The organism is Halomonas sp. LES1 (assembly GCF_031846005.1).
GTDB lineage: Bacteria > Pseudomonadota > Gammaproteobacteria > Pseudomonadales > Halomonadaceae > Halomonas.
Window position 1 is genome coordinate 806,827 of sequence record NZ_JAVRGC010000001.1, and the last position, 21,686, is coordinate 828,512.

General features: G+C 64.3%; 23 protein-coding genes. 9 read left to right on the forward strand and 14 right to left on the reverse strand.

The features are described from left to right. Nucleotides 1-145: 145 nt before the first annotated feature. The gene (locus tag RM463_RS03950) at nt 146-1,651 is read right to left on the reverse strand and encodes a TolC family outer membrane protein (RefSeq protein WP_195687024.1); all 1,506 of its coding nucleotides are present in this window, start codon (nt 1,649-1,651) and stop codon (nt 146-148) included. 120 nt (nt 1,652-1,771) lie between these two features. Here RM463_RS03950 and RM463_RS03955 point away from each other — a divergent pair, with 120 nt between their 5' ends. Further along, nucleotides 1,772-2,614, forward strand: a complete 843-nt coding sequence (locus tag RM463_RS03955) for an alpha/beta fold hydrolase (protein WP_311429064.1) — start codon at nt 1,772-1,774, stop codon at nt 2,612-2,614. A 39-nt stretch (nt 2,615-2,653) separates the two neighbouring features. Here the strand turns inward: RM463_RS03955 and RM463_RS03960 are convergent, their stop codons facing one another. Further along, nucleotides 2,654-3,496 carry a fructosamine kinase family protein gene (locus tag RM463_RS03960; protein ID WP_311429065.1) on the reverse strand — a complete coding sequence of 281 codons (843 nt, stop codon included), beginning with the start codon at nt 3,494-3,496 and terminating at the stop codon, nt 2,654-2,656. Nucleotides 3,497-3,805: 309 nt separating this feature from the next. Between RM463_RS03960 and RM463_RS03965 the strand changes: the two genes are divergently transcribed. After that, nucleotides 3,806-4,117 (forward strand): YqfO family protein, encoded by a 312-nt coding sequence (locus tag RM463_RS03965; RefSeq protein ID WP_311429066.1) that lies wholly within the window; start codon nt 3,806-3,808, stop codon nt 4,115-4,117. A gap of 15 nt (nt 4,118-4,132) precedes the next feature. Here the strand turns inward: RM463_RS03965 and RM463_RS03970 are convergent, their stop codons facing one another. Continuing rightward, a complete protein-coding gene (locus RM463_RS03970; RefSeq protein WP_311429067.1) occupies nt 4,133-4,687 on the reverse strand; it encodes an NUDIX hydrolase in 555 nt (184 codons plus the stop codon). A 79-nt stretch (nt 4,688-4,766) separates the two neighbouring features. On the opposite strand from RM463_RS03970, the gene RM463_RS03975 reads away from it, so the two are divergent. The 4 genes from RM463_RS03975 (at nt 4,767) to RM463_RS03990 (ending at nt 8,285) form a co-directional block, all read left to right on the forward strand. Continuing rightward, nucleotides 4,767-5,402: a CoA pyrophosphatase gene (locus RM463_RS03975; protein WP_311429068.1), complete on the forward strand. Its 636-nt coding sequence runs from the start codon at nt 4,767-4,769 to the stop codon at nt 5,400-5,402. 18 nt (nt 5,403-5,420) lie between these two features. After that, complete coding sequence (locus RM463_RS03980) at nt 5,421-7,037, forward strand: PAS domain S-box protein (RefSeq protein ID WP_311429069.1); 1,617 nt, start codon at nt 5,421-5,423, stop codon at nt 7,035-7,037. After that, entirely contained in the window at nt 7,034-7,672 is a 639-nt protein-coding gene (locus RM463_RS03985; protein WP_311429070.1) for a response regulator, read from the forward strand. The genes RM463_RS03980 and RM463_RS03985 overlap by 4 nt, the downstream gene beginning before the upstream one ends. Nucleotides 7,673-7,835: 163 nt before the next feature. After that, nucleotides 7,836-8,285: a DUF411 domain-containing protein gene (locus RM463_RS03990; RefSeq protein ID WP_195687032.1), complete on the forward strand. Its 450-nt coding sequence runs from the start codon at nt 7,836-7,838 to the stop codon at nt 8,283-8,285. A 178-nt stretch (nt 8,286-8,463) separates the two neighbouring features. Here RM463_RS03990 and RM463_RS03995 read toward each other — a convergent pair whose 3' ends face one another. The 3 genes from RM463_RS03995 to RM463_RS04005 all read right to left on the reverse strand — a co-directional run bounded on the left by RM463_RS03995 (nt 8,464) and on the right by RM463_RS04005 (nt 10,398). Beyond that, nucleotides 8,464-9,438 carry an alpha/beta hydrolase gene (locus RM463_RS03995; RefSeq protein ID WP_311429071.1) on the reverse strand — a complete coding sequence of 325 codons (975 nt, stop codon included), beginning with the start codon at nt 9,436-9,438 and terminating at the stop codon, nt 8,464-8,466. Nucleotides 9,439-9,521: 83 nt separating this feature from the next. After that, nucleotides 9,522-9,896 carry a DUF488 family protein gene (locus tag RM463_RS04000; RefSeq protein ID WP_311429072.1) on the reverse strand — a complete coding sequence of 125 codons (375 nt, stop codon included), beginning with the start codon at nt 9,894-9,896 and terminating at the stop codon, nt 9,522-9,524. Between the two features lie 61 nt (nt 9,897-9,957). Next, complete coding sequence (locus RM463_RS04005; RefSeq protein WP_132041344.1) at nt 9,958-10,398, reverse strand: YtoQ family protein; 441 nt, start codon at nt 10,396-10,398, stop codon at nt 9,958-9,960. Nucleotides 10,399-10,583: 185 nt separating this feature from the next. Between RM463_RS04005 and RM463_RS04010 the strand changes: the two genes are divergently transcribed. After that, nucleotides 10,584-11,033 carry a YHS domain-containing (seleno)protein gene (locus RM463_RS04010; RefSeq protein WP_311429073.1) on the forward strand — a complete coding sequence of 150 codons (450 nt, stop codon included), beginning with the start codon at nt 10,584-10,586 and terminating at the stop codon, nt 11,031-11,033. A gap of 107 nt (nt 11,034-11,140) precedes the next feature. Here the strand turns inward: RM463_RS04010 and RM463_RS04015 are convergent, their stop codons facing one another. The 3 genes from RM463_RS04015 to RM463_RS04025 form a co-directional block, all read right to left on the reverse strand. After that, a complete protein-coding gene (locus RM463_RS04015) occupies nt 11,141-11,986 on the reverse strand; it encodes an MOSC N-terminal beta barrel domain-containing protein (RefSeq protein ID WP_311429074.1) in 846 nt (281 codons plus the stop codon). 58 nt (nt 11,987-12,044) lie between these two features. Continuing rightward, a complete protein-coding gene (locus tag RM463_RS04020) occupies nt 12,045-12,401 on the reverse strand; it encodes a hypothetical protein (protein ID WP_311429075.1) in 357 nt (118 codons plus the stop codon). Between the two features lie 272 nt (nt 12,402-12,673). After that, complete coding sequence (locus tag RM463_RS04025; RefSeq protein ID WP_311429076.1) at nt 12,674-13,690, reverse strand: AbiV family abortive infection protein; 1,017 nt, start codon at nt 13,688-13,690, stop codon at nt 12,674-12,676. A gap of 603 nt (nt 13,691-14,293) precedes the next feature. On the opposite strand from RM463_RS04025, the gene RM463_RS04030 reads away from it, so the two are divergent. Both RM463_RS04030 and RM463_RS04035 read left to right on the forward strand, forming a co-directional pair. After that, the gene (locus tag RM463_RS04030) at nt 14,294-14,770 is read left to right on the forward strand and encodes a peroxiredoxin (RefSeq protein WP_311429077.1); all 477 of its coding nucleotides are present in this window, start codon (nt 14,294-14,296) and stop codon (nt 14,768-14,770) included. Then, nucleotides 14,767-15,192, forward strand: coding sequence for a VOC family protein (locus RM463_RS04035; protein ID WP_195688013.1), 426 nt, complete (start codon nt 14,767-14,769; stop codon nt 15,190-15,192). Before RM463_RS04030 ends, RM463_RS04035 begins: the two co-directional genes overlap by 4 nt. Before the next feature lie 186 nt (nt 15,193-15,378). Here the strand turns inward: RM463_RS04035 and RM463_RS04040 are convergent, their stop codons facing one another. The 5 genes from RM463_RS04040 to RM463_RS04060 form a co-directional block, all read right to left on the reverse strand. Next, on the reverse strand, nt 15,379-15,948 hold the full coding sequence (locus RM463_RS04040; protein WP_311429078.1) for a YceI family protein: 570 nt from the start codon (nt 15,946-15,948) through the stop codon (nt 15,379-15,381). A 181-nt stretch (nt 15,949-16,129) separates the two neighbouring features. Beyond that, on the reverse strand, nt 16,130-16,903 hold the full coding sequence (locus RM463_RS04045) for an enoyl-CoA hydratase-related protein (RefSeq protein WP_311429079.1): 774 nt from the start codon (nt 16,901-16,903) through the stop codon (nt 16,130-16,132). A gap of 169 nt (nt 16,904-17,072) precedes the next feature. Next, the gene (locus tag RM463_RS04050) at nt 17,073-17,921 is read right to left on the reverse strand and encodes a 3-hydroxybutyryl-CoA dehydrogenase (protein ID WP_311429080.1); all 849 of its coding nucleotides are present in this window, start codon (nt 17,919-17,921) and stop codon (nt 17,073-17,075) included. A 121-nt stretch (nt 17,922-18,042) separates the two neighbouring features. After that, nucleotides 18,043-19,674 carry an acyl-CoA synthetase gene (locus RM463_RS04055; protein ID WP_311429081.1) on the reverse strand — a complete coding sequence of 544 codons (1,632 nt, stop codon included), beginning with the start codon at nt 19,672-19,674 and terminating at the stop codon, nt 18,043-18,045. A 135-nt stretch (nt 19,675-19,809) separates the two neighbouring features. Then, a complete protein-coding gene (locus RM463_RS04060; RefSeq protein ID WP_311429082.1) occupies nt 19,810-21,600 on the reverse strand; it encodes an acyl-CoA dehydrogenase in 1,791 nt (596 codons plus the stop codon). Nucleotides 21,601-21,686 lie beyond the last annotated feature (86 nt).

The window sequence follows — 21,686 nt, forward strand, 5'->3', positions numbered from 1 at the left end:
CCTAAGCAAGACGCGAGGCCCCGCCCTGGATAACCGGCTATCGCTGACCTGCCATTGATGAGCTGCTCGCGATGGCCAGTCATGCATCAATAGCCAGTGCCCAGGTGGCAATGGCTATCGAGCGACCGCCCAGGGCCCAGCAGACTCACTGGGGCGTAGGGCGCTCACCGATATTCATTACCGGATCCTTGCCCGCAGCATCCGGCAGCTGAAGATCGACGCTGGCGCCGTCCAGCCAGGCGTTGACCTCGGCCAGGGCCTCCTCATCGAGGGTGCCCGCTCGCTGACGCAGGGTCAGCAGATTGATCACATAGTCGTAACGCGCGCTGGCCAGCTCGGCAATGGCGTTGTAGAGGTTCTGCTCGGCATTGAGCACATCGACGATATTGCGGGTACCGACCTCGTAGCCGGCACGAGTCGCATCCAGGGCGCTCTGGTTGGAGACCACCGCCTGGGCGCGGGCCTCTACCGTGGCGACATCGTTGGTCACCCGGGTATAGCTGGAACGCACATCCTGGATGGTGCTGCGACGCTGGTCCTCGAAGTCATACTGGGAGGCCTCCAGCAGGTAGGTGTTCTGGCGTACCGAGGCGCTGGTGCGCCCCCCGGTATAGAGGGGCATGCTGACGCCCACCCCGACCTGACTGCTGGAGTCATGGCCATCGATGCCATCGGCATCGCTATCGGCGTAGTTGTAGTTGGCGAAGGCATTGACCTGAGGCAGATGCCCGGCGCGAGCGATCTCCACCGCGCTGCGCGACACCTCGATGCCGGCCTGGCTGGCCAGTACCCGGGGGTTGTTCTGCATGGCAAGCTCCACCCAGGCGCTGCGCTCCAGCGGCATGGGCGGGGCGATGGTCAGCTCCTCGCCCAGGGCATCGATACTCTCGTAGCGCTGGCCGGTGAGCCGTTCGAGCACCTCGAAGCGCACCTGCAGATCGCTCTCGGCACCGATGCGAATCGCCCTGGCCTGGTCGAAGGCCGCCTTGGCCTCCTCCACCTCGGTTATGGCGATCAGTCCCACCTCGAACTGCTCTCGGGCCTGCTCCAGCTGGCGGTTGATGGCCCGCTCCTGGGCACGGCGCGCCTCGAGCACCTCATGGGCCCGCAGGATCTCGAAATAGGCGGTCGACACGTTGATCAATACGCCCTGCTCGGTGGCCGCCAACTGGTAGAGCTGTTGCTCAATTTGACGCTCGGAACGTTCTACCTCACGACGATCGATGGCATTGAACAGCGCCTGGGTAGCCTCGAGTGTGAGGCCGACGCGATTGACGTTGTCATCTTGCGATTGAGAACCGCCAGCCAATGCCGCAGCAGCCTGCTGCTGTTCAGGTGTTAGACCACTGAAATCCGGCCCCGCCCCGGAGCTGGACTGCCTCTCATACTCCCGATTGTGGGTAATGTTACCGCTGACTTGCACTTGGGGCAGGAAGTCCGCCCGATCCACGTCACGCCCGGCCTCGGTGCTACGGGTCAGGGCACGAGCCGAGGCCAGCTCGGCGTTGTTCAGCAGGGCGTCGTTGGCGATGGTCAGCAGGTCCGCCGCCTGGGCGGATGTCGACATGATGGTGGCCACCATCATCGGCAACAGGGCACGGCGCAGAACGCGCGACGGGCGGGAACAACGCGACGGGCAGGAAGACGTCATCGGCTCATCCTCGATCGATGGGATATTTACATACATTGTCGCATGTTCAGGCCTCGATTCCACCTTATCATCGAGGAACAATATGGCATATTGTGGTCACTCCAGCGGCGGAGACGAAGCATGCAACACCTTGATTGGGTCAGCGTAGACGATCTCGACGTGGCAGTGCGGGTATGGCACCCCGATGCCCCTCGTACCCTGATCGCCTGGCATGGCCTGGCACGCCATGGGGGTGACTTCGCCGAGCTGGCCCACCGCCTGGGGCCCGAGTGGCGGGTGCTGGCACCGGACACCCCGGGGCGCGGCCTGTCGTCCTGGTCGTCTCGTCCCGAGCGTGACTACACCTACGCCGCCTACGCCGGCATCGCCCGGGGTATCCTCGACCATTTCGACCTGGAACGGGTACCCTGGCTGGGCACCTCCATGGGCGGCCTGCTGGGCCTGCGCCTGGCCGCCGAGCCCGACACCACCGGGCGCATCGAGCGCCTGATACTCAACGATATCGGCCCCGAGCTGGCGCCCGATGGGCTAGCCGAGCTGGGCGACTACTTCTCTCGCCGCCATGAATTCAAGAACTTCCGCGACCTCGAGGCTGAGCTGCGCCACCACTATGCAGGATTCGGCATCGAGGGTGAGGACAGCTGGCGGCGACTGGCGCTGGAGAGCGCGCGGCGCCTGCCCGACGGACGCTGGAGCTTTCATTACGACCCGCAGATCACCGCACAGTTTGTCCACGACACGCCGCGGGACCTGTGGGCCGACTGGAGTGCCCTCACCTGCCCGCTGATGGTAGTCCGCGGCGCTCGCTCGCCCCTGCTCGCCGCGACCACGCTCGAGCGCATGGCCGAAACACAGCCCCAGCTCATCACCCTGGAAGCGGCCGACTGCGGCCACGCCCCCTATCTCGACCGCGCCGGCCAGGTCGAGCCGATTCGCCACTTCCTCGCCATGGAGGCGACCTAGCACGACTCGAAGGTCGCGATCCTTCACCTCCACGCTGGCCTAGCGCGTCTCGACCTCCAGCCTCGAGACCGCTCGCTCCACGGCGCCGCGGTAGCCGCCGCCGAACAGCAGCAGATGGTTGAGCAGCGGATAGAGCTGAAACAGCGTCTCGCGACGCGGCCAGTCCGCCGGGGGGGCGCCATCCCAGTAGGCCTCGAAGAAGGCCTCCCCCGGGGAGCCGAACAGGGTCAGCATCGCCAGGTCCACCTCCGGGTAGTGGCGATAGACCGCGGGGTCGATCAGCGCGGGGCCCCTCGGCGTGAAGAGCACATTGCCCGACCACAGATCGCCGTGTACCAGGCTCGCGGGGGCATCCGGCAGCCAGGCCTCCAGACCATGGGCCAGCGCCTCGAGGCGGCCGCGCAGCCTGGTATCCAGTAGACCACGGGCCTGGCACGCCTCGGCCAGCGGCAACAGACGCCTCTCGCGCTGGAAGGCACGCCCATCGGCGAGCGGTGCATTGGGCTGGGGCGTGCGCCCACAGGCGTTGTCGCGATGCCAGCCGTGAGCCTCGCCCACCGCCCCGTGCAGTCTGCGTAGCCCTTCTCCCAGCGCGGCGGGAGCACGACGGTGAGGCGCCACCTCCAGCGCCTCCATCACCAGCCACCCATCGCCCTGAGCCAGCACGTCGGGCACCACCAGGCCCGAGCCGGCGGCGGCCAGGGCGGCCAGCCCCTCTGCCTCACCGGCCAGACGCTCGGCGGTGTCCTGCTTGACCACCACCTCGCCTCGGTCGGTGGCCAGGCGATAGACCGCGGCGATATCACCGCCCGACAACGGCGCAGGCTCACCTTCTGGCGTCAATCCGGCCGTGGCCAGGCACGCCCGCAACCTCTCATCCATGCCATCCCTCATCGATGCCACTCCTCACGTTATCGGTGAGGTCCCAGGCTTGCCCTGCAAAGGCATGCCGTCAAGTGCACCAAAAAAACCGCCCGGGGCGGGCGGGAAATGCCTCGTCGGTGGGGCGAAGACAGTGAGGGGGGACCCTCGTTCTTAGCGTATCGACCAGATCGGCTATCTGCACCGCGGCGACCGGATACCGGAGCAAGAGAACGGCACGATGAGCAAGGGAGCCCAGCTACGGCTGACGCAGGCCCCCGAATATGGCACAACGACAGGCTGGATCACCCCGATAGAGGAGTCACACTCATGTACAAGCTGGCGTTCTTTGTACCGGTGGCGGAGGCCGAGGCCGTCAAGGAGGCAGTATTCGCCACCGGCGCCGGGCGCATCGGTGACTACGAGGCGTGCTGCTTCCAGACCCCGGGTACCGGGCAGTTCCGCCCCCTGGACGGTGCCACCCCGCATATCGGCAGGGTGGGCGACCTGGAGCGGGTGGAGGAGCTGAAGGTGGAGCTGGTCTGTGAGGATGCGCTGATTCGCGAGGCGGTGGCGGCGCTACGCCGGGCCCACCCCTATGAGGAGCCGGCCTTCGATGTCTGGCGTCTCGAGGATCTTTGAAGCCGGGGTGTGCGTCTAGCCGGCGCCGGATTGGCGCTCGCGGTCGGGCACGATGTCGCTCATATGCAGTGGAAACTCGCCCTGCTTGCGGTCGGCATAGAAGTGCCACAACGTACGCTCGATGGTAGGAAAGGCGAGCTCCTCCCAGGGGATTTCATGCTCCTCGAAGAGACCCACCTCGAGGCTTTCCGGCCCGGGGGCGAAGCTGCCCTCGAGATCGGCCCGAAAGATCATGAACACCTGGTTGATATGCGGCAGGTTGATCAGGGTATAGAGCCCATGCAGGTGAGTCTCGGCGCAGGCCTCCTCGCGGGTCTCCCGGGCGGCGGCCTCTGCCGTGGTTTCACCGTTCTCCATGAAACCCGCCGGCAGCGTCCAGTAGCCCTTGCGCGGGGCGATGGCACGGCGACAGAGCAGCACACGAGTACCGCTTACCGTTAGCGTCCCCGCCACGATACGCGGGTTCTGATAGTGGATGGTCTCGCACTCGTCGCACAGAAAGCGCGGACGATCATCCCCCGGCGGAATCCCGAGGCGCACGGTATGGCCACAGTGGCTACAGAAGTTCATGAGACTCCCAGGCAAGCGAACTGGCTTGACGTTGCGGAAGGCGGCCGGGTAGAAGATACCAAACCCCAATGGAAACCCCATGTTAGAGAAACTTCGCGAACGCCTGCAAGCGCACCGGCCTAGCCGACAGTCGCTGCGCCTGCCCGAGGCTGCGGTGCTGATGCCCATCGTCGACCGCCCCGACCCGACGCTGCTGTTCACCCGGCGAGCCATCCACCTCAATACCCACAGCGGCCAGGTCGCCTTTCCCGGCGGCAAGCGTGAGGCCCAGGATGCCGACCTGCTGACCACCGCGCTGCGGGAGTCCGAAGAGGAGATCGCCCTGCCGCCGCAGCATGTGGAGCTGCTCGGCCAGCTGTCGGACGTGATCTCGCTGCATGGCTTGAGCGTCACCCCCTATGTGGGAGTGATTCCGCCCGATCTGCCGCTGCTGCCCGACCCCGCCGAACTGGACCTGATCTTCGAGGTGCCGCTGGCGCTTTTTCTCGAGGACCGTCGCCATCATACCGACGTCATCCCGGTAGACGGCCGGCCCTGGTACGTACCCAACTACCATGTCGATGGCCAGGTCATCTGGGGGCTCTCGGCGATGATGCTGGTGGAGCTTCTCGCCGAGGGGTTCGGCCGTCCGGTCGACCTGCACCGGGAGCCGCCGGGACCGCTATGCTACTTTCCGGAGCGGCTGCTGCGTATCCAGCAGCATGCCACCGGCTGACCCGGGGGCCGAGGCCATATGCCCGACAGCACACCCAACAGTGCACCCAACACCAGTGCCGCCCTCTCGCCCGAGGAGCAGGCCCGCTTGATCGAGGAGCATGCGGCGCTTGCCGCCCGCTGCGAACGACTCGAGGAGAGGCACCGGACCCTGGAGACGGAGCGTGCCCACTACCGCTGGCTGGCCGAGAGCAGCACCGACCTGATCTCGCGCCATGCCCGGGACGGCACCTTTCTCTACGCCTCGGAGGCGGCACGCGAGCTGCTCGGCTATGCCCCCGAGGAGCTGATCGGCGTCTCCGCCTATGACCTGTTTCACCCCACCGACCTGGCCGCCCTGCTCAACAAGTCACCGCGGATCTACTACCGCGACGGCTTCTACCAGCAGACCTATCGCTTCCGCGCCAAGGATGGCCACTATGTCTGGTTCGAAACCACCAGCCGGACCCGGCGCGACCCGGCCAGCGGCGAGTTGCTCGATATTCTCTGCGTCTCCCGGGATGTCGGGCGCCGCATCCGTGCCGAGGCCAACCGCGAGCGGCTGGCCCGGGTGGTGGAGTCCACCACCGAGTTCGTACTGTTCATGGATGACGATGAGCGCCTCTTCTACGCCAACCAGGCGGCACGCCACCTCCTTCAGCTGCCCCGGACGGGCGGCGCCGCACGACTGGCCGACGCCTATGTCGAGGAGTCGCTGCGCGACCTGCGCGATATCGTGCTGCCCGCCGTGGCCCGCTACGGCTCATGGAGTGGCGAGCTGGCGATGCGTGGACCACAGGGCGCGGTGCCGGTGCTCAGCGTGGTGATGGCGCACTCCGGGCCCGGCACGGAACCGGGCCATGTATCGTTGCTCAACCGTGATATCCGCCTGCGCCAGGCGGCCGAGGAGCAGGCCCGTCAGCATCAGGCCCAGATCGCCCACGCCAATCGGCTGGCCACCACCGGAGAGCTGGCATCGAATATCGCCCATGAGCTCAATCAGCCGCTGGGCACCATCGGCAACTACGCCAGTGGCGCCCTGCTCAAGCTCGATGCCGGCCAGCCGGCCGAGGCACTGCGCCTGCCCCTCGAGCAGATACAGCGACAGGTAGAGCGACTCGGGGAACGACTGCGCCATATTCGCGGCTTCGTGCGCAAGGGCCAGATCCGGCCGCGGCCCATGGTCCTGGCCGAGGTGGTGGACGCCGCCTGCCGGCTTTGCGAATGGCAGTACCAGCAGACCGGGGTCGACCTCGAGGCGGCCCTCAAGGCGCCACTGCCGAGGGTGATCGCCGACCCGGTGGGACTGGAGCAGGTGCTGGTCAACCTGCTGCTCAACGCCCTGGAGGCGAGCCGCGACCATCCCGGCGCCCAACGGGTCGAGATCAAGGCCCGGCGCAGCGGGCGCCGCGAGGTGGTCCTGACGGTGGCCGATCAGGGCCCCGGCATCCCCGCTGACCAGGCCGAATCCATCTTCGCCCCCTTCCACTCCAACCGTGACGAGGGGCTGGGCATGGGCCTGGCCATCAGCCGCACGCTGATGGAAGCCATGAGCGGCAACCTGCGCCTGCTGCCACACACCGGTTCCGGCGGCGCCACCTTTGCCGCTACACTGCTTGCCGAACCTGACCATACCGCTGCCATGAAGCGTCCATGACCGATACCTCTTCACCCTGCATCGCCATCGTCGATGACGACCAGGCCCTGCGTGATTCCCTGGCCTGGCTGCTGGACTCCGTCGGCATCGCAAGCCGCCTCTTCGCCGACGGCGAGGCCTTTCTCGCCGACGACCCGGAAGGCTTCGACACGGTACTGCTGGACGTGCGCATGCCCGGCCTCTCCGGCCTCCAGGTACAGCAGCGCCTGGGCGAGCTGGACAAGGCCCCGCCAGTCATCTTCATGACCGGCCACGGCGATGTGCCCATGGCCGTTTCCGCGCTCAAGGCCGGCGCGCGCGACTTCCTCGAGAAGCCCTTCAATCACCAGCAGCTGATCGATATCGTCCAGCAGTCACTTCATGCGCACCAGCAGGCGCGTCAGGCCCAGCTCCGCCTCGAGGCGCTACGCGAGCGTTACGCGGCGCTGCGCCCCAAGGAGCGCCAGATCCTGGTGCACGTGGCCCGGGGTCTGACCAGCCGCGAGGTCGCCGATCACCTCGAAATCAGCCCCAAGACCGTGGAGATCTACCGGCTGCGCGCCATGAAGGCGCTGGGAGCCACCAACCTGGCCGAGCTGGTACGCCTGTGCGTGGCGCTGGGGCTGGTGGATGCCCTGCCCGAAGAAGCTCCCTGACCTTGACCCAGCACGGCTGTTGACGGCAGTGCTTGACTTGGGTGCTACACATAAGATGTATATTTCAAGGTTAACCTTCCCTCCCTCGGCCGGATCGCCTTAGCCGGAGGCTGGCCGAGAGACAACCCTGCGTAACCACGCCATCTGGACCAGGAAAAGTGTCATGCTGAATCGTATCCCTTCAAGCGCCACCCTGCTCATGTCTGCCTCCCTGCTGCTGGGCGCCGGTAGCGCCCACGCCGCCCTGCCCGCCGAGGCGACCCTCTACAAGACCCCCCAGTGCCTCTGCTGCGACAAGTACGCCCGTCATCTCGAGGAGCGCGGCGTCGATGTCACCATCGTCGACGACGTGTCGCTCGGCCAGGTCAAGAAGAGCGTCGGCCTGCCCTACGGCCTCGGCGCCTGCCACACCATCGAGATGGGCGGTTACGCCATCGAGGGTCATGTGCCTTTCGCGGCCCTCGAGAAGCTCTTCGAGGAGCGCCCCGACACCGCCGGCATCGGCCTTGCCGGCATGCCCATCGGCACGCCCGGCATGCCAGGACCCAAGCAGGAAGCGTGGAACGTCTACCAGTTCCGCGATGGCGAGGCCCAGCCGTTCATGACCCTCTGAGGGAGAGCCCGCCAGTCAAGATATCACCATCCCTTACGTTCGTGCCCTGCCGCTGGAGGCTTGCGCTGGCCTGAAATCACGGCACCAGCCCCAGCGGTATCGGCTGCCATGAACAGGTCGCCGACAGCCTGGCACACCTCCTGGAACGGGGGGCATGATCACTACGGGCCATAGCGCCTCAGTCGCGCAGGATGGTCATGCGGCGCAGCTCGTCCTCGGGGAAGACCCGACCGCTCTCCAGGGCGACGAACAGATGCTGAAACACCACACCGGGCTTGCCGGGCACGATGCCCGACCGAAAATAGGTGTGCCCCTTGGGGAAGTCGTAGAGGGTATTGACGTCGTCGCAGTCGACCGCGAAGACATTGCGCGGCAGCCGGATCATGTCTTCCGGGCCGGTGTGGCCGAGCCGGCGGGAGGCGATGCGATTCCTCAGGTTGGAGGCCTTGCTGGCACGCAACGCCAGGTCGTCGGAAGCAAAGTAGACGGTCACATTGCGTGAGCTATGCACGATCAGCTCACCACTGCGCCCCTCCTCCAGCGACTCGTTGACGATATCGGCGGCAACCAGAAAGGTATTGCGAAACAACAGCGGCACCCCGCCCGGTAGCGAATACTTGTGCCAGACCCTCAGGGTCTCACGCAGCACGCGATTGCCCATGGAGTGGGCCAGCACGTTGATGCGCTTCAGGCAGGGGGCCGGGTCCTGCTTGAACTGCTCCCCCTCCCGCCAGTCCAGGAAGCGCTGCAGCACGCGGGCGAAGGAGAAGCCGCTCAGATCGGCCGACTCCTGATCATCCCAGTAGTCCTTCACTATTCCCAGGTCATTGTCACAGGGCCACACCAGAGGCACCACCAGCACCTCGCCTGGCTTGGTCTCATCGCACAGCGCCTGAAACTCCTGGACCGCAACGAAGACATCTTCCGGCAGATTGGAGAAGCCGTGGATATAGATCAGCACCTGATTGACATCGGCTTCCTTGAGCCGCTGCAGGAAGGCCGAACTGCCGATCTCCTGATACTCCTTCTCCCCCTGCCGCTCGCAGTAGAACACCGAGTTGCTGGCGGCGTTATTGTTGAGGTCGAAGGTGAAGTTGCGGTTGAGCCGAGTGCGAATGCTCTGGGTAGGAAAGCGATTGGTAATGAACAGCATGGCGGCCACCTCGCAGGACGGCGGCAATAGCACCGCCTTCCCTTGAAGTTAGCAGCTGCGCGGGGATTGGCCGCCCTGCTCCGTTAGCGCTTCTCGGCGCGCAGGCGCGGCTCGAGCATGGCCAGATATTCGGCAAGCACCACGGCGTTGTTGTGACGTTCATCCTTGGCGGCGAATACCAGGGTCACCCTTTTCCCCAGGGCGCGCTCGGCCAGGGGCCTGAGCCGTTCGCGATGCTCCTTGAGCTCGCCCAGATAGCGGCGGCGGAACTCGCCCCACCCCTGATCACCGGCATGGAAGGCCTTGCGCAGGGTGTCGCTGGGAGCGACCTCCTTGGGCCAATCGTCGATTCTCGCCTCCTCCTTGGATACGCCGCGGGGCCATAGACGGTCAACCAGCACACGATAGCCGTCGTTGTGGCTCGCGGCGTCGAAGGCACGCTTCAGCTCCAGGCTCATGGGGGTCACCTCTGTCGAGAATGGTGCCCCCAGTGTAGCCAATCGACACCGCAGGTTGGAGTCAGGCCTTGAGCACGTAGCGCAGCACCTCGACCACCTGGTCGGTGGTGGTGCACCAGGCCTGGGCGTCGGCATCGACCTCCTTGAGCGGGTGCACGATCTCCTCGCCGTGGAGGGTCACGTAGGGCTTGCCCAGGGCGGCGCAGTAGCCGGCGTCGAAGGCGGCGTTCCACTGCTTGTACTTGTCGCCGAAGCGCACCACCACCAGGTCGCTCTGCTCGATCAGGGTACGCGTGCGGATGGCATTGACCTTGGAGGACTGATGATCCCGCCAGAACTGGCTCGGGGTCTCGCCCAGATGGTCGCCGGCGGCATCGCTGGCATCATGGTCGGTCACCGGTGCGGTGAACACCACATCGAGGCCGGCCGCCTCGGCGCCGCGCTGGATCTCGTCGCGCCAATCGGTGTGGATCTCGCCGGAAAGATAGACGTGAAAGCTCATGGCAGGCTCCTTGCGCAAGTGGACGGATGGCCTGCCATGATAACCCAGAAGGTCATTTACTGGAAATGCATTCCATTTCACGTAGACAACCCCTGTAATAAGCCCTTGCACGGACATGACACCTGTAAGGTCGTGAGCCGCTGCCCGACAGAACCCTGTAACCCCAGGGTCGAGAGGAGGCAATCATGAAACGCACACAAGGGTGGAGGGCCGCCATCCTGATGGTCGGTCTGGCCTGGTCGCTGGGGGCGACCGCCGACGGGCGCATCTTCACGCGCGACGGACTGGCCATCGGCGGCACCGACCCGGTGGCCTACTTCACCGAGGGCAGGCCGGTGGCGGGCTCACCGGAACACCAGCTCGAGTGGCGAGATGCCACCTGGCAGTTCGCCTCCGCCGAGCACCGCGACCGTTTCCAGGCCGACCCCGAGACCTACGCCCCACAGTACGGCGGCTGGTGCGCCTGGGCCGCGGCCAGCGGCGAGGCCGCCTCGACCGTGCCCGAGGCGTGGAAGATCGTCGACGACAAGCTCTATCTGAACTACAGCCGCTTCATCCAGTGGCGCTGGGAGCGTGATATTCCCGGCAATATCGAGGCCGCCGATAGCCACTGGCCGAATATCTTCGCGCCTTGATCACTCATCGCACCGTCGGGCGCTGATTCAGTTGACCAGTGGGCATTAGAAGCTACCGGGCTGGGTAAAGGGGGAGCCTCGAGAGTACGCGGGTAGCCTCGAGAGAATCAGCGCGGCTTCGGCATCAGGGGCTCGCCGACGCTGATCGTCCGGCCCTCGCCCGCCAGCAGGATGGCGTTCTGCCCGAAGTATCCGCCCGGGGCCAGGCGTGTATTCATCTCCACCAGCGTGCGCAGAGGCTCGCCCGGCACCTCGATCTCGCCGCTGTGCTGATCCACGGTGGTGATCTTGCAGCGCTGGCAGGGCTTGCGCAGCCCCAGCCGCCAGCCACTCTCGGCGGCGGCCAGCTCTTGCCAGCCATCCTCGACGAAGGGCAGTTCGTGGTCGACCACGATGCTGGGCCGAAAACGACTCATCGGCACCGGCTCGAGCCCCTTGGCAGCCAGGCGGCGGTTCAGTTCGGCAAGCGAGGCCTCGCCCACCACCAGGAAGGGATAGCCATCGGCAAAGCCGGTATGTGCCTGCTCGCCCGGCGCGAGATAGTGCGGCTCGACCCGGCGCCGCTGGTCGGGCGCGAAGCGTACCAGGCGCAGACCACTGCCCCGGAAATCGCCCAGCACCCTGCCCAGCCACTCCCTGGCCTCGGGGCCCTCATCCAGGGCGGCACAGCGATCCTCCCAGACATAGACCGACAGTCGTTCCTGCCCCTCTGCTGACAGGGGGACACGCAACGCCTCGGCATCCGGATGGCTCAACACCAGGGCATCGGCCTCGAGACTGACCCGAATGGCGGCCATGGCCGGCAATTGACGCTGGGTAACGAAACGCCCCACATCATCGACCACCATCCAGCGGCGATCCCAGGCGAGTCCTTCGGGAGTCAACTCGGCCTCGTTCAGGGCGATGGCGCCCAATGACTTGACCGGATAGATAGAAAGCTGGGTGATCCTCACGGGCGGCTCCTACTCCTTGGGCGAGAGATGCCCAAAGCCTATCCCAGGCGATCAGGGATTACAGCCGCGTCGTTTCGATCACGAAGCCGATAATGGGATAGCCAGCCTTGCGGGCGGCCTTCTCGGCTTCCAGCTGTGCCTCGATCTTGGAGATGCTCGACGACACATGCTCGAACACGGTATCCATCTCGAGCTGCTTGGTACGTACGGCCAGCTTCACTCGATGGCCTGTCTTCGGCGAACCGCCAGGCTTGCTGCGTGGCGTCTTGGGCTTTGTCTTTGCCTTGCTCTCTTCCTCGATAGGCCACTCGGGAGCGGAGGTCGCCGCCTTGCGTCGAGTCTCCTGGGCCTTGTCCATGAAACTGTCGATATCACGGCGCATCTGCCGCTCGAATTCGCTAAGTTCCGTTTTCATCGTGTCTCCGTCTGCTTTAATCATCGCGCGATTGTACCAGAGTTCGCGCGGATACGTCTCCCTGTCGCTTCACGAGGTGTGAAGTGGGGAGTGTCGCTTCTTGAGTGCCGCTTTTTAGCCGCGTGGTTAAAGGCAGCTATGGCAACTTCCGGCAAGGGCGGCCATTGAGCTTTTCTGATATTTAACGCCTGAGCTCAGGTGCGTTTGAGGCGACGCCCACTTTTGCGGCAGCAAAAGTGGGTGGCGGGTCAAACGTCACCTGCAGCGATTTGTTAGCCGGCATTTGCGAGTTTCGGGAAGATTTTGTTGAACGCGCTCTTGGAAAGATTCTTTTGCCCATAGTGGATGATAAGTTTGAACATGCAAAATGCACGATAGACAAACTGCGGCAGCACCTCTCCAATATCCATGCGAGCCTCGAGTTCGCCAACCACTCCGGCCAAAATCGCCTCACGATTTTCAGCGGTTAGGCCGAGAACTGTGTCCATTTCCGGAGTGAAGCGATAGTAGTCTGGCACTCCACCAGATGATCGATAGCATGCGAGCCGGATAATATCCGCCTGAACTTCCTCGGGAGTGAAGGTGTTAGCCCACCCATTGAGCGAAGTTAGCCCTGAGTCAGCGAGCGCGGAACTCTCTAGCAAACACTTGGCTTGCTTGGTCGTAACTTCAAAAAAATCCACGTTACGATCAATTGAGGAATGCCAGGAACCAAACGTGTCTATCCGTTCACTCACGAATCCATATATCTCTGAAAGAATCTTTTTGGTCCGGTCGTCATTTCTCGGGGCGACAAACTTGCCGTCAGAGAAATCGACATAAAAATTCTTTTGCTTTGCTTTGTCCAAATGCCCAAACGTATCGTCTGAAAAGTACGACTTATAGGGCAACGGATTGGTCAAGCCGTCGCCCTCACCCGAAACACCTTTGATTACATTTCCGTATGCCGTGGCGCGTTTTTGTTTTGGCTTGTGATAGTTAAATTCTTTCCAGAATGCCTTCCAATCCACAGCATCGGAAGCCAACTGGCTTTCAATTGCCACTCGGTACAACTCGGAAATTTTCGCCAACTCTTCTAACGCTAGCACCGTAACTGAAAGCGCTCGACTTAGGCGCCCTTCCTTGGCCAGAATCCGAGCGTCAACTAGCAATTCATTCGTATTCACGAAGCATAAATGAGCACCCTGAGCAGCCTGCTCCGGCGTCAAAGCGTTTTTCGGATTGGCACCAGAGACATATCGTGCCAGGTAGGCGGCGAACTCGTCTTGATCATTGTTCGAATTTGGCACGGCGATTCCTATGACGGCTAACAGCTGTATTATACAGCACGCTTGATATTCCACTTGAACGAGCACGCGCGTTCAAGAATGTTATGCTACGCGCTAGCATATCACCTAAGCCATTGAAATAACCGAACATTAAGTTTTGCTCGGCTACATAACACCAATCGCCGCGCATGCAGCATAATACCGGTGAACATGTTGGTTGCCTTTGCCGACATGACCGCTCTGGGTCGTTAGTTGACGCCAACTTATCTCCTACCCAATCTTCCAGCACATCCATAGCCAACATCCTAACCGATCAATGTCCTATTTTCGTGCTTGCTGATCAATACTGAAGCAAAATACGTTATCGGCAAGTGAGACTGTAAGATATTTCCCACATCACCGAAAACAGTAGGCCAGGCGAGTTTTCGCCCGGCCTGGGTGATGCCAGGGGGCCTTACGTTGCTTCGAGGGCGATCTTGAGCGCGCCGTCGCGCTGGTGGCTGAAGAGGCCATAGGCGGCGAGGACCAGACCACCCAACGTGAGCACCCCAGGTTTGTCGTAACCCCCTGCTCCGAGGCAGACTGGCAATGCAATACCCCATCTCAACAAGGGAGACTGACCCCATGACGATTACAACCGGCGAGCGCATTCCCGACGTGACGATCAAGACCAACGGCGCGGAAGGCCCCGAAGACATTCGCACCAGCGAGCTCTTCAGCGGCAAGAAGGTGGTGCTGTTCGCGGTACCGGGCGCCTTTACCCCCGGCTGCTCCAACACCCATATGCCGGGCTTCGTGGTCAACGCCGACAAGCTGCTGGCCCAGGGGGTCGACACCATCGCCTGCCTCGCGGTGAACGACGCCTTCGTGATGGGCGCCTGGCAGCAGGACCAGAACGCCCAGGCCATCACCATGCTGGCCGACGGCAACGCCGAGCTGACCCGTGCGCTGGGGCTTGAGCTGGACGCCAGCGGTGGCGGCATGGGAACTCGCTGCAAGCGCTTCGCCGCCATCGTCAACGACGGGGTGGTCGAGTATCTGGGTGTCGATGACAAGGGCGTCGACAAGAGCAGCGCCGAAACGGTCATGGCCCAGCTATGAGCCTCTCCCCGTTTCATCTGGCGATTCCGGTCCATGACCTGCCGGCGGCCCGCGCCTTCTATGGCGAGGTGTTCGGCCTGGAGGAGGGGCGCTCGAGCGAGCAGTGGGTCGACTTCAACTTCTTCGGCCACCAGCTGGTGATCCACGAACACCCGCAGACGCCTACCCAGGAGCAGGCTCACACCAACCCGGTGGACGGCCACGACGTACCGGTGCCCCACTTCGGTGTGGTGCTGGGCTGGGAGGAGTGGGAGGCACTGGCCGAGCGTCTCAGGGCTCGCGACACGAGATTCGTGATAGAGCCCCATGTACGATTCCAGGGCCAGGTGGGCGAGCAGGCCACCATGTTCCTGCTCGACCCCTGCGGCAATGCCCTGGAGTTCAAGGCGTTCAAGGATATGGGCCAGCTGTTCGCCAAGTAGCCTCCATCAGCAGAACCCTTAACACACAACGCGGCCGTGGCAGAATTGCCACGGCCGCGTTGTGTTTCAGGATTGTTGCCTGGGGGTGAGCTCGAGGACGCGAGGCGCTCCAATGTTGAAGCGCGCCCCTCTACTACCGCACCTGCCGAACCGCTGCGTCATGCGCGACGCTAGGGCTCAAGGCGCTCACTGGGTAAACACCAGATTGAAGCTGACCGGCACCGCCGTGCTGATGGCGGAGAGCCCGGCGACCTCGCGCAGGGCCTCGACACCCTCGCCCAGCCCGAAGTCCTCGGCGGAGATGACCACGGGGTGCACCGAGCTGATCAGCAGGGTCGAGTCGTCGAGACGAATCGCCTGCATCTCGGCCTCCAGCTCCAGCGTCTCGCCATGCAGGCTCAGGCTCAGGGTCTGGGTTTCCTGACGACGCTCGCCCACCTCCATGTCCGACAGGGCTTCCTCGCCCATCGCCATAGTGACCTCGGCCTCGCCGAACTGACCGGTCTCGAACAGCATCTCCTGCATGCGCTCATTACGAATATCGATGCCGGTCTCGACACTGGAGAGGTCGATCACCACCCGGCTCTCCTGCTCCTCGATGCTGCCGGAGAGCTTGCCGAAGCTGTTGATCTCACCGGTGGAGGTATTCTTGATGGAGACGTAATGCACCGAGGAGTGCTCCTCGTCCAGTTGCCAGGCGGCCTGGGCCCAGACTGGCATGGCAAGTAGCAGCGCGGAAACTAACAGTGCTTTCATGACGGCTTTCTCCCATCCTGGGGTTCAGAGCGTTACTGCCAGCTATCACCATAGCCCGTCACTCAACCAGTGCAAAGGGGCCTCAAAGGCACGCCTGCAACGCAAGGCGGCCGTGACACTTCTGCCACGGCCGCGCTACGGCTGCTCCAGCGGGGACAATGCCCTTTAGAAACAGTGCCCCTTAGAAGTTCGGCTTGCGCTTCTCGACGAAGGCGCTCATGCCTTCGCTCTGCTCCTCACCGGCGAAGCAGAAGGCGAACAGCGCATTTTCCAGGGCCAGGGCGCTATCGAGATCCTGGTCCATGCCATCATGGATCGCCTGCTTGGCGGCACGAACCGACTGCGGGCCGTTGCCACCCAGCTGCTTGGCCAGCTCCTCGACATAGTCCTCGAGCTCGGCCTGGGGCATCACCCGGTTGACCAGACCGATGCGCAGCGCTTCATTGGCGTCGATCTTGCGACCGGTGGTGCACAGGTCGATGGCCATGGCCGGGCCGACACGGCGCGGCAGACGCTGGGTGCCGCCGAAGCCGGGGATCACACCGAGCAGCACCTCGGGCTGGCCGAAGATGGCGTTATCGCTGGCCACCGCCCAGTCACAGGCCAGGGCCAGCTCGCAGCCGCCACCCAGGCAGAAACCGTTGACCAGCGCCACGGTAGGCACCGGCAGGGTCTCCAGGCGCTTGAAGGTATCCAGCGCCTGGCGGGCGAAGTCCCGAGCCTGCTCGGGGGTCTTCTCGCGCATCTCGGCGATATCGGCGCCGGCCACGAAGGACTTCTCGCCGGCACCGGTGATCACCACGGCACGCAGGTCGGCGCGGCCCTCCAGATCGGCCAGCACGTGCTCCAGCTCGGCCAGCACGTCGCTGTTCAGGGCGTTGAGTGCCTTGGGACGATTGATGGTCAGGCGCACGAGACCGGCGTTGTCGACCACATCGATCAGCTTCTCGCTCATGGGTAGGACTCCTCGGATTCTTGTTGCGTGGTGTTGAGACGATACCGCCCAACCCTAGCGAACGCTAGGTTGGGCGGCAATGCTTCCTTGGTTGATCCAGTCAGGGTATGAGGCTCTCCCAAGGCGCCCGGCGGAGCCGGCCTCCCGATACCGGCCGCCAGGCGAGTGATCAGGAGTAAACGTGGAAGCCACGGCCACTCTTGCGGCCCAGATAGCCGGCATCCACCATACGCTTGAGTAGCGGACAGGGCCGGTACTTGGGATCGCCGAAGCCCTCCTGCAGCACCTCCATGATGGAGAGGCAGACATCCAGACCGATCAGGTCGGCCAGGGCCAGCGGCCCCATGGGATGGGCGGCGCCCAGTTTCATGGAGGCGTCGATGTCCGTGGCGCTGGCCACCCCCTCCTGGAGCAGGAAGGCAGCCTCGTTGATCATCGGCACCAGCAGGCGGTTGACCGCAAACCCGGGGGAGTCGGCGATCGCCACGGCGGTCTTGCCAAGCGCCTGGGTCAGCTCCTCGATGCGCGCCACGGTGGCATCGCTGGTCTGCTCGGCACGGATCACCTCGACCAGCTTGAGCACCGGCACCGGGTTGAAGAAGTGCATGCCCACCACCCGCTCCGGGCGCTCGCAGACGGCGGCCAGGCGGGTCAGCGACAGCGAGGAGGTGTTGGAGGCCAGGATCGCCTCATGGCTCAGGCGGCTCAGGTCGCGAAACAGCTTCTCCTTGAGAGCCGGCTGCTCGGGGGCGGCCTCGATGATCACCTCGCAGTCGCGCAGGGCATCCAGCGCAGTGGTGGTGTCCAGATGCGTCAGGGCGGCGTCCTGGTCGGCCGCGGCGAGCTTCTCCTTGGCGACCAGCTTGCCCAGCCCCTTGTCGATGGCCCCTCGCGCGCGCTGGAGCTGCTCTTCGGCCACATCGTAGAGCCGAACCGAAAAGCCACTCTGCACCAGCACCTGGGCGATCCCCTGCCCCATGGTGCCGGCGCCTACCACACCGATCGCTTGCTCACTCATCTGCACTCTCCTGTGATCTGTTTCTTGTCAACTGTCAAACCGTCAGAACCGCCAGGGACTGTCCCCGACCGAGCTGGCATCGGCGCCGCTGCCGGGGACAGTCCCTTCTCGCTCCTTCTCGCTACTGCTTGCGTGCTTCGTCGCGCAGCACGAACTTCTGGATCTTGCCGGTGGAGGTCTTGGGCAGCTCGGTGAAGATCACCGTCTTGGGCGCCTTGAAGGTCGCCAGACGCTGACGGCAGTGATCGATGATCTCCTGCTCGGTGACCTCACCATAGCCCACCTTGAGCTTGACGAAGGCGCAGGGGGTTTCGCCCCACTTCTCGTCGGGCTTGGCCACCACGGCCGCCTCCTCCACCGCCGGGTGCGCGTAGATGCAGTCCTCCACCTCGATGGTGGAGATGTTCTCGCCACCGGAGATGATGATGTCCTTGGAGCGATCCTTGATCTCGATATAGCCGTCCGCATGCCACACGGCGAGGTCGCCGGTATGGTACCAGCCGCCCTCCAGGGCCTGCTCGGTGGCCGCCTCGTTCTTGAGATAGCCCTTCATCACGTTGTTGCCGCGCATCAGGATCTCACCGATGGTCTGGCCATCCTTGGGCACCGGCTCCAGGGTGTTGGGGTCGGCCACACACAGCGCTTCCAGCATGTGGTAGCGCACCCCCTGACGCGACTTGAGCCTGGCTCGCTCCTCCATCGGCAGCTCGTCCCATGCCGCGCGCCAGGCGCAGGAGGTGACCGGACCATAGACCTCGGTAAGGCCGTAGACGTGGGTCACGTCGATACCGAGCGTCTCGACGCCGGCGATCACCGAGGCGGGCGGCGCCGCGCCCGCCGTGGTGACCTTCACCGGGTGATCGAAGTCGCGCTTCTGCTCGTCGGGCAGGTTGACCAGTCCATTCAGCACGATGGGGGCGCCGCTGAAGTGGCTCACCTGCTCGTCGGCGATCAGGTCCATCACGCGCTTGGCCTCGACCTTGCGCAGGCAGACGTTGGTGCCGGCGGCGGCGGCGATGGTCCAGGGGAAGCACCAGCCGTTGCAGTGGAACATCGGCAGGGTCCACAGATACACCGGGTGGTGCGGCATCGCCCACACCAGGATATTGCTGGTGGCATTCAGGTAGGCACCGCGGTGGTGGTAGACCACCCCCTTGGGCTTGCCGGTGGTGCCGGAGGTGTAGTTGAGCGAGATCGCCTGCCACTCATCCTCGGGCAGACGATAGGCATGGTCCGGGTCACCCTCGGCCAGCAGCGCCTCGTATGAAAGCTCGCCGATGCTTCTCCCCTCGGGCACGAACTCGGGGTCGGCCACATCGATGATCAGCGGTTTTTTGTCGAGCTTGCCGACCGCCTCCTCGATGACATCGGCGAACTCCGGGTCGACCAGGATCGCCCTGGCCTCGCCATGCTCCAGCATGTAGGCGATGACCTCGGCATCCAGGCGAATATTCAGGGTATTGAGCACGCAGCCGGACAGCGGCACGCCGAAGTGGGCCTCGAACATCGCCGGCACGTTGGGCAGCATGGCCGCCACGGTCTCCCCGGGCCGGATGCCGCGCTTCTCGATGGCCGAGGCGAGTCGACGGCAGCGCTCCCAGGTGGTGCCCCAGTCGCGGCGCAGCTCGCCATAGACCACCGCGGGGTAGTCCGGGTAGACCGAGGCGGTACGCTCGATAAAGGTCAGCGGTGAGAGCGGTACGTGGTTGGCGGCGGTCCTGGGCAGACCCTGTTCGAAAATGCTCTGGCTCATGAGTGGCTCCGTGATCTGGCGCATGACCCTGTCGGGCTGTTCATGCTCCTGTCGAGTTGTTATGGGGGCGAGAGTGGCGCATGGCGGATAGGGAGGCCGCCGGCTGGAGCCGGCGGCGCAGGCCTAGTGTTGACACTAGTGGGCGACGTCGAAGGCGGCCAGGCTGGCCATGCCGGCCTCGATCACCGCGCGCTGTGCACGACCCACCGGCAACCACTGACGTATCACATAGTCGGCGCTCTGGCGCTTGGTGGCGTAGAACGGATCGGCACTGCCGCCAGCCTGGGCGGCGCTGGCCTTGAGCGCTGCCTGGCCCATCTGCCAGGCGCACAGCACATGCCCAGCGAGGCTCAGGAAGGGGGTCGCGTAGGCCTGAACGGCGTCGGCCCCACTCTCCGGGTCGGCGCCCGCCTCCAGCACCGTGGCCATGGCGGCACGCAGATCGGCGACACCAGCCGCCAGGCTCTCGCCCAGTGCGGTCAGTTCGTCGCTGGCCTCGAGCGATGCCACGGTGGTATCGATATCGCCGAGCAGCCCCTCGAGGGCGGCACCACCATCACGCTGCAGCTTGCGTCCGGCCAGATCTAGGGCCTGAATGCCGTTGGTGCCCTCGTAGATGGGCGCGATACGCGCATCGCGCAGCAGCTGGGCGGCGCCGGTCTCCTCGATAAAGCCCATGCCACCGTGGACCTGAACCCCCAGGGAGGCGATCTCCACTGCCTGGTCGGTCGAAAACGCCTTGACCACCGGGATCAGCACCTCGGCACGCGCCTGGGCGGCGGCGCGCTCGGTATCATCCGCCACATGACGCGCCACATCGAGCTGGGCGGCGCAGTAGAGCGCCAGGACCCGCAGGGCATCGGTACGCGCGCGCATGGAGAGCAGCATGCGCCGCACACCCAGATGATCGCTGATGGCGCAGTCATCGCGCCCCGAGCGTGGACTGCGCCCCTGGGTGCGGTCCAGGGCGTAGGCGGCGGCATGCTGGCAGGCGCGCTCGGCCACGCCGATCCCCTGGATGCCGACCTTGTGACGCGCCTCGTTCATCATGGTGAACATATGGTTGAGGCCACGCCCCTCTTCGCCTACCAGGTAACCGATCGCGCCCTCCTGCTCGCCGAAGCTCAGGGTGCAGGTAGGCGAGCCATGGATGCCCAGCTTGTGCTCGATGGAGGCGCAGACCACATCGTTGCGTTCGCCCAGCGAGCCATCGACGTTAACCAGGAACTTCGGCACCACGAACAGCGAGATACCCTTGTTGCCCTCGGGGGCATCCGGCTTGCGCGCCAGCACCAGGTGAATGATGTTCTCGGCGGCCTCATGCTCGCCCCAGGTGATGAAGATCTTCTGGCCAAAGAGTCGATAGCTGCCATCTTCCTGGGGCACGGCACGGGTCCGCACCTTGGAGAGATCGGAGCCGGCCTGGGGCTCGGTCAGGTTCATGGTGCCCGTCCAGCTCCCCTCGACGAGCCTGGGCAGGTAGGTGGTACGCAGTGCCTCGCTGCCGTGGTGAGCCAGCGCCTCGATGGCACCGGCGGTCAGCATGGGGCACAGGCCCAGCGACATGTTGGCACCGTGAAGCATCTCCTGCACCGAGCTTGCCACGACCTCGGGAAGCCCCTGGCCGCCCAGCGCCTCGGAGACACCGATGCCGTTCCAGCCCCCCTCGGCATAGGCCTGGTAGGCCTCGACAAAGCCATCGGGCACGCTGACGCTGCCATCCTCACGACGGGTGCAGCCCTGCTGGTCGCCGCTGGCATTGAGCGGTGCCCAGACCTCGCCGGCCAGCTTGGCGGCCTCCTCCAGCACCGCCTCCACCAGGTCGGGACTGGTTTCCTCGAAACCGGGCAGTGCGAGAGAGCCGTGTTCGAGCAGCTCTTCCAGTACGAAGCGAAGGTCACGGACGGGAGCGGCAAAGGGAGTCATCGAAGCACCTCGGGAAAAATGATAACGGCGATAGTAGATTCACTACTTTCCGTCGACCATTATCCCAAGGTCTTAAACATGCAGAT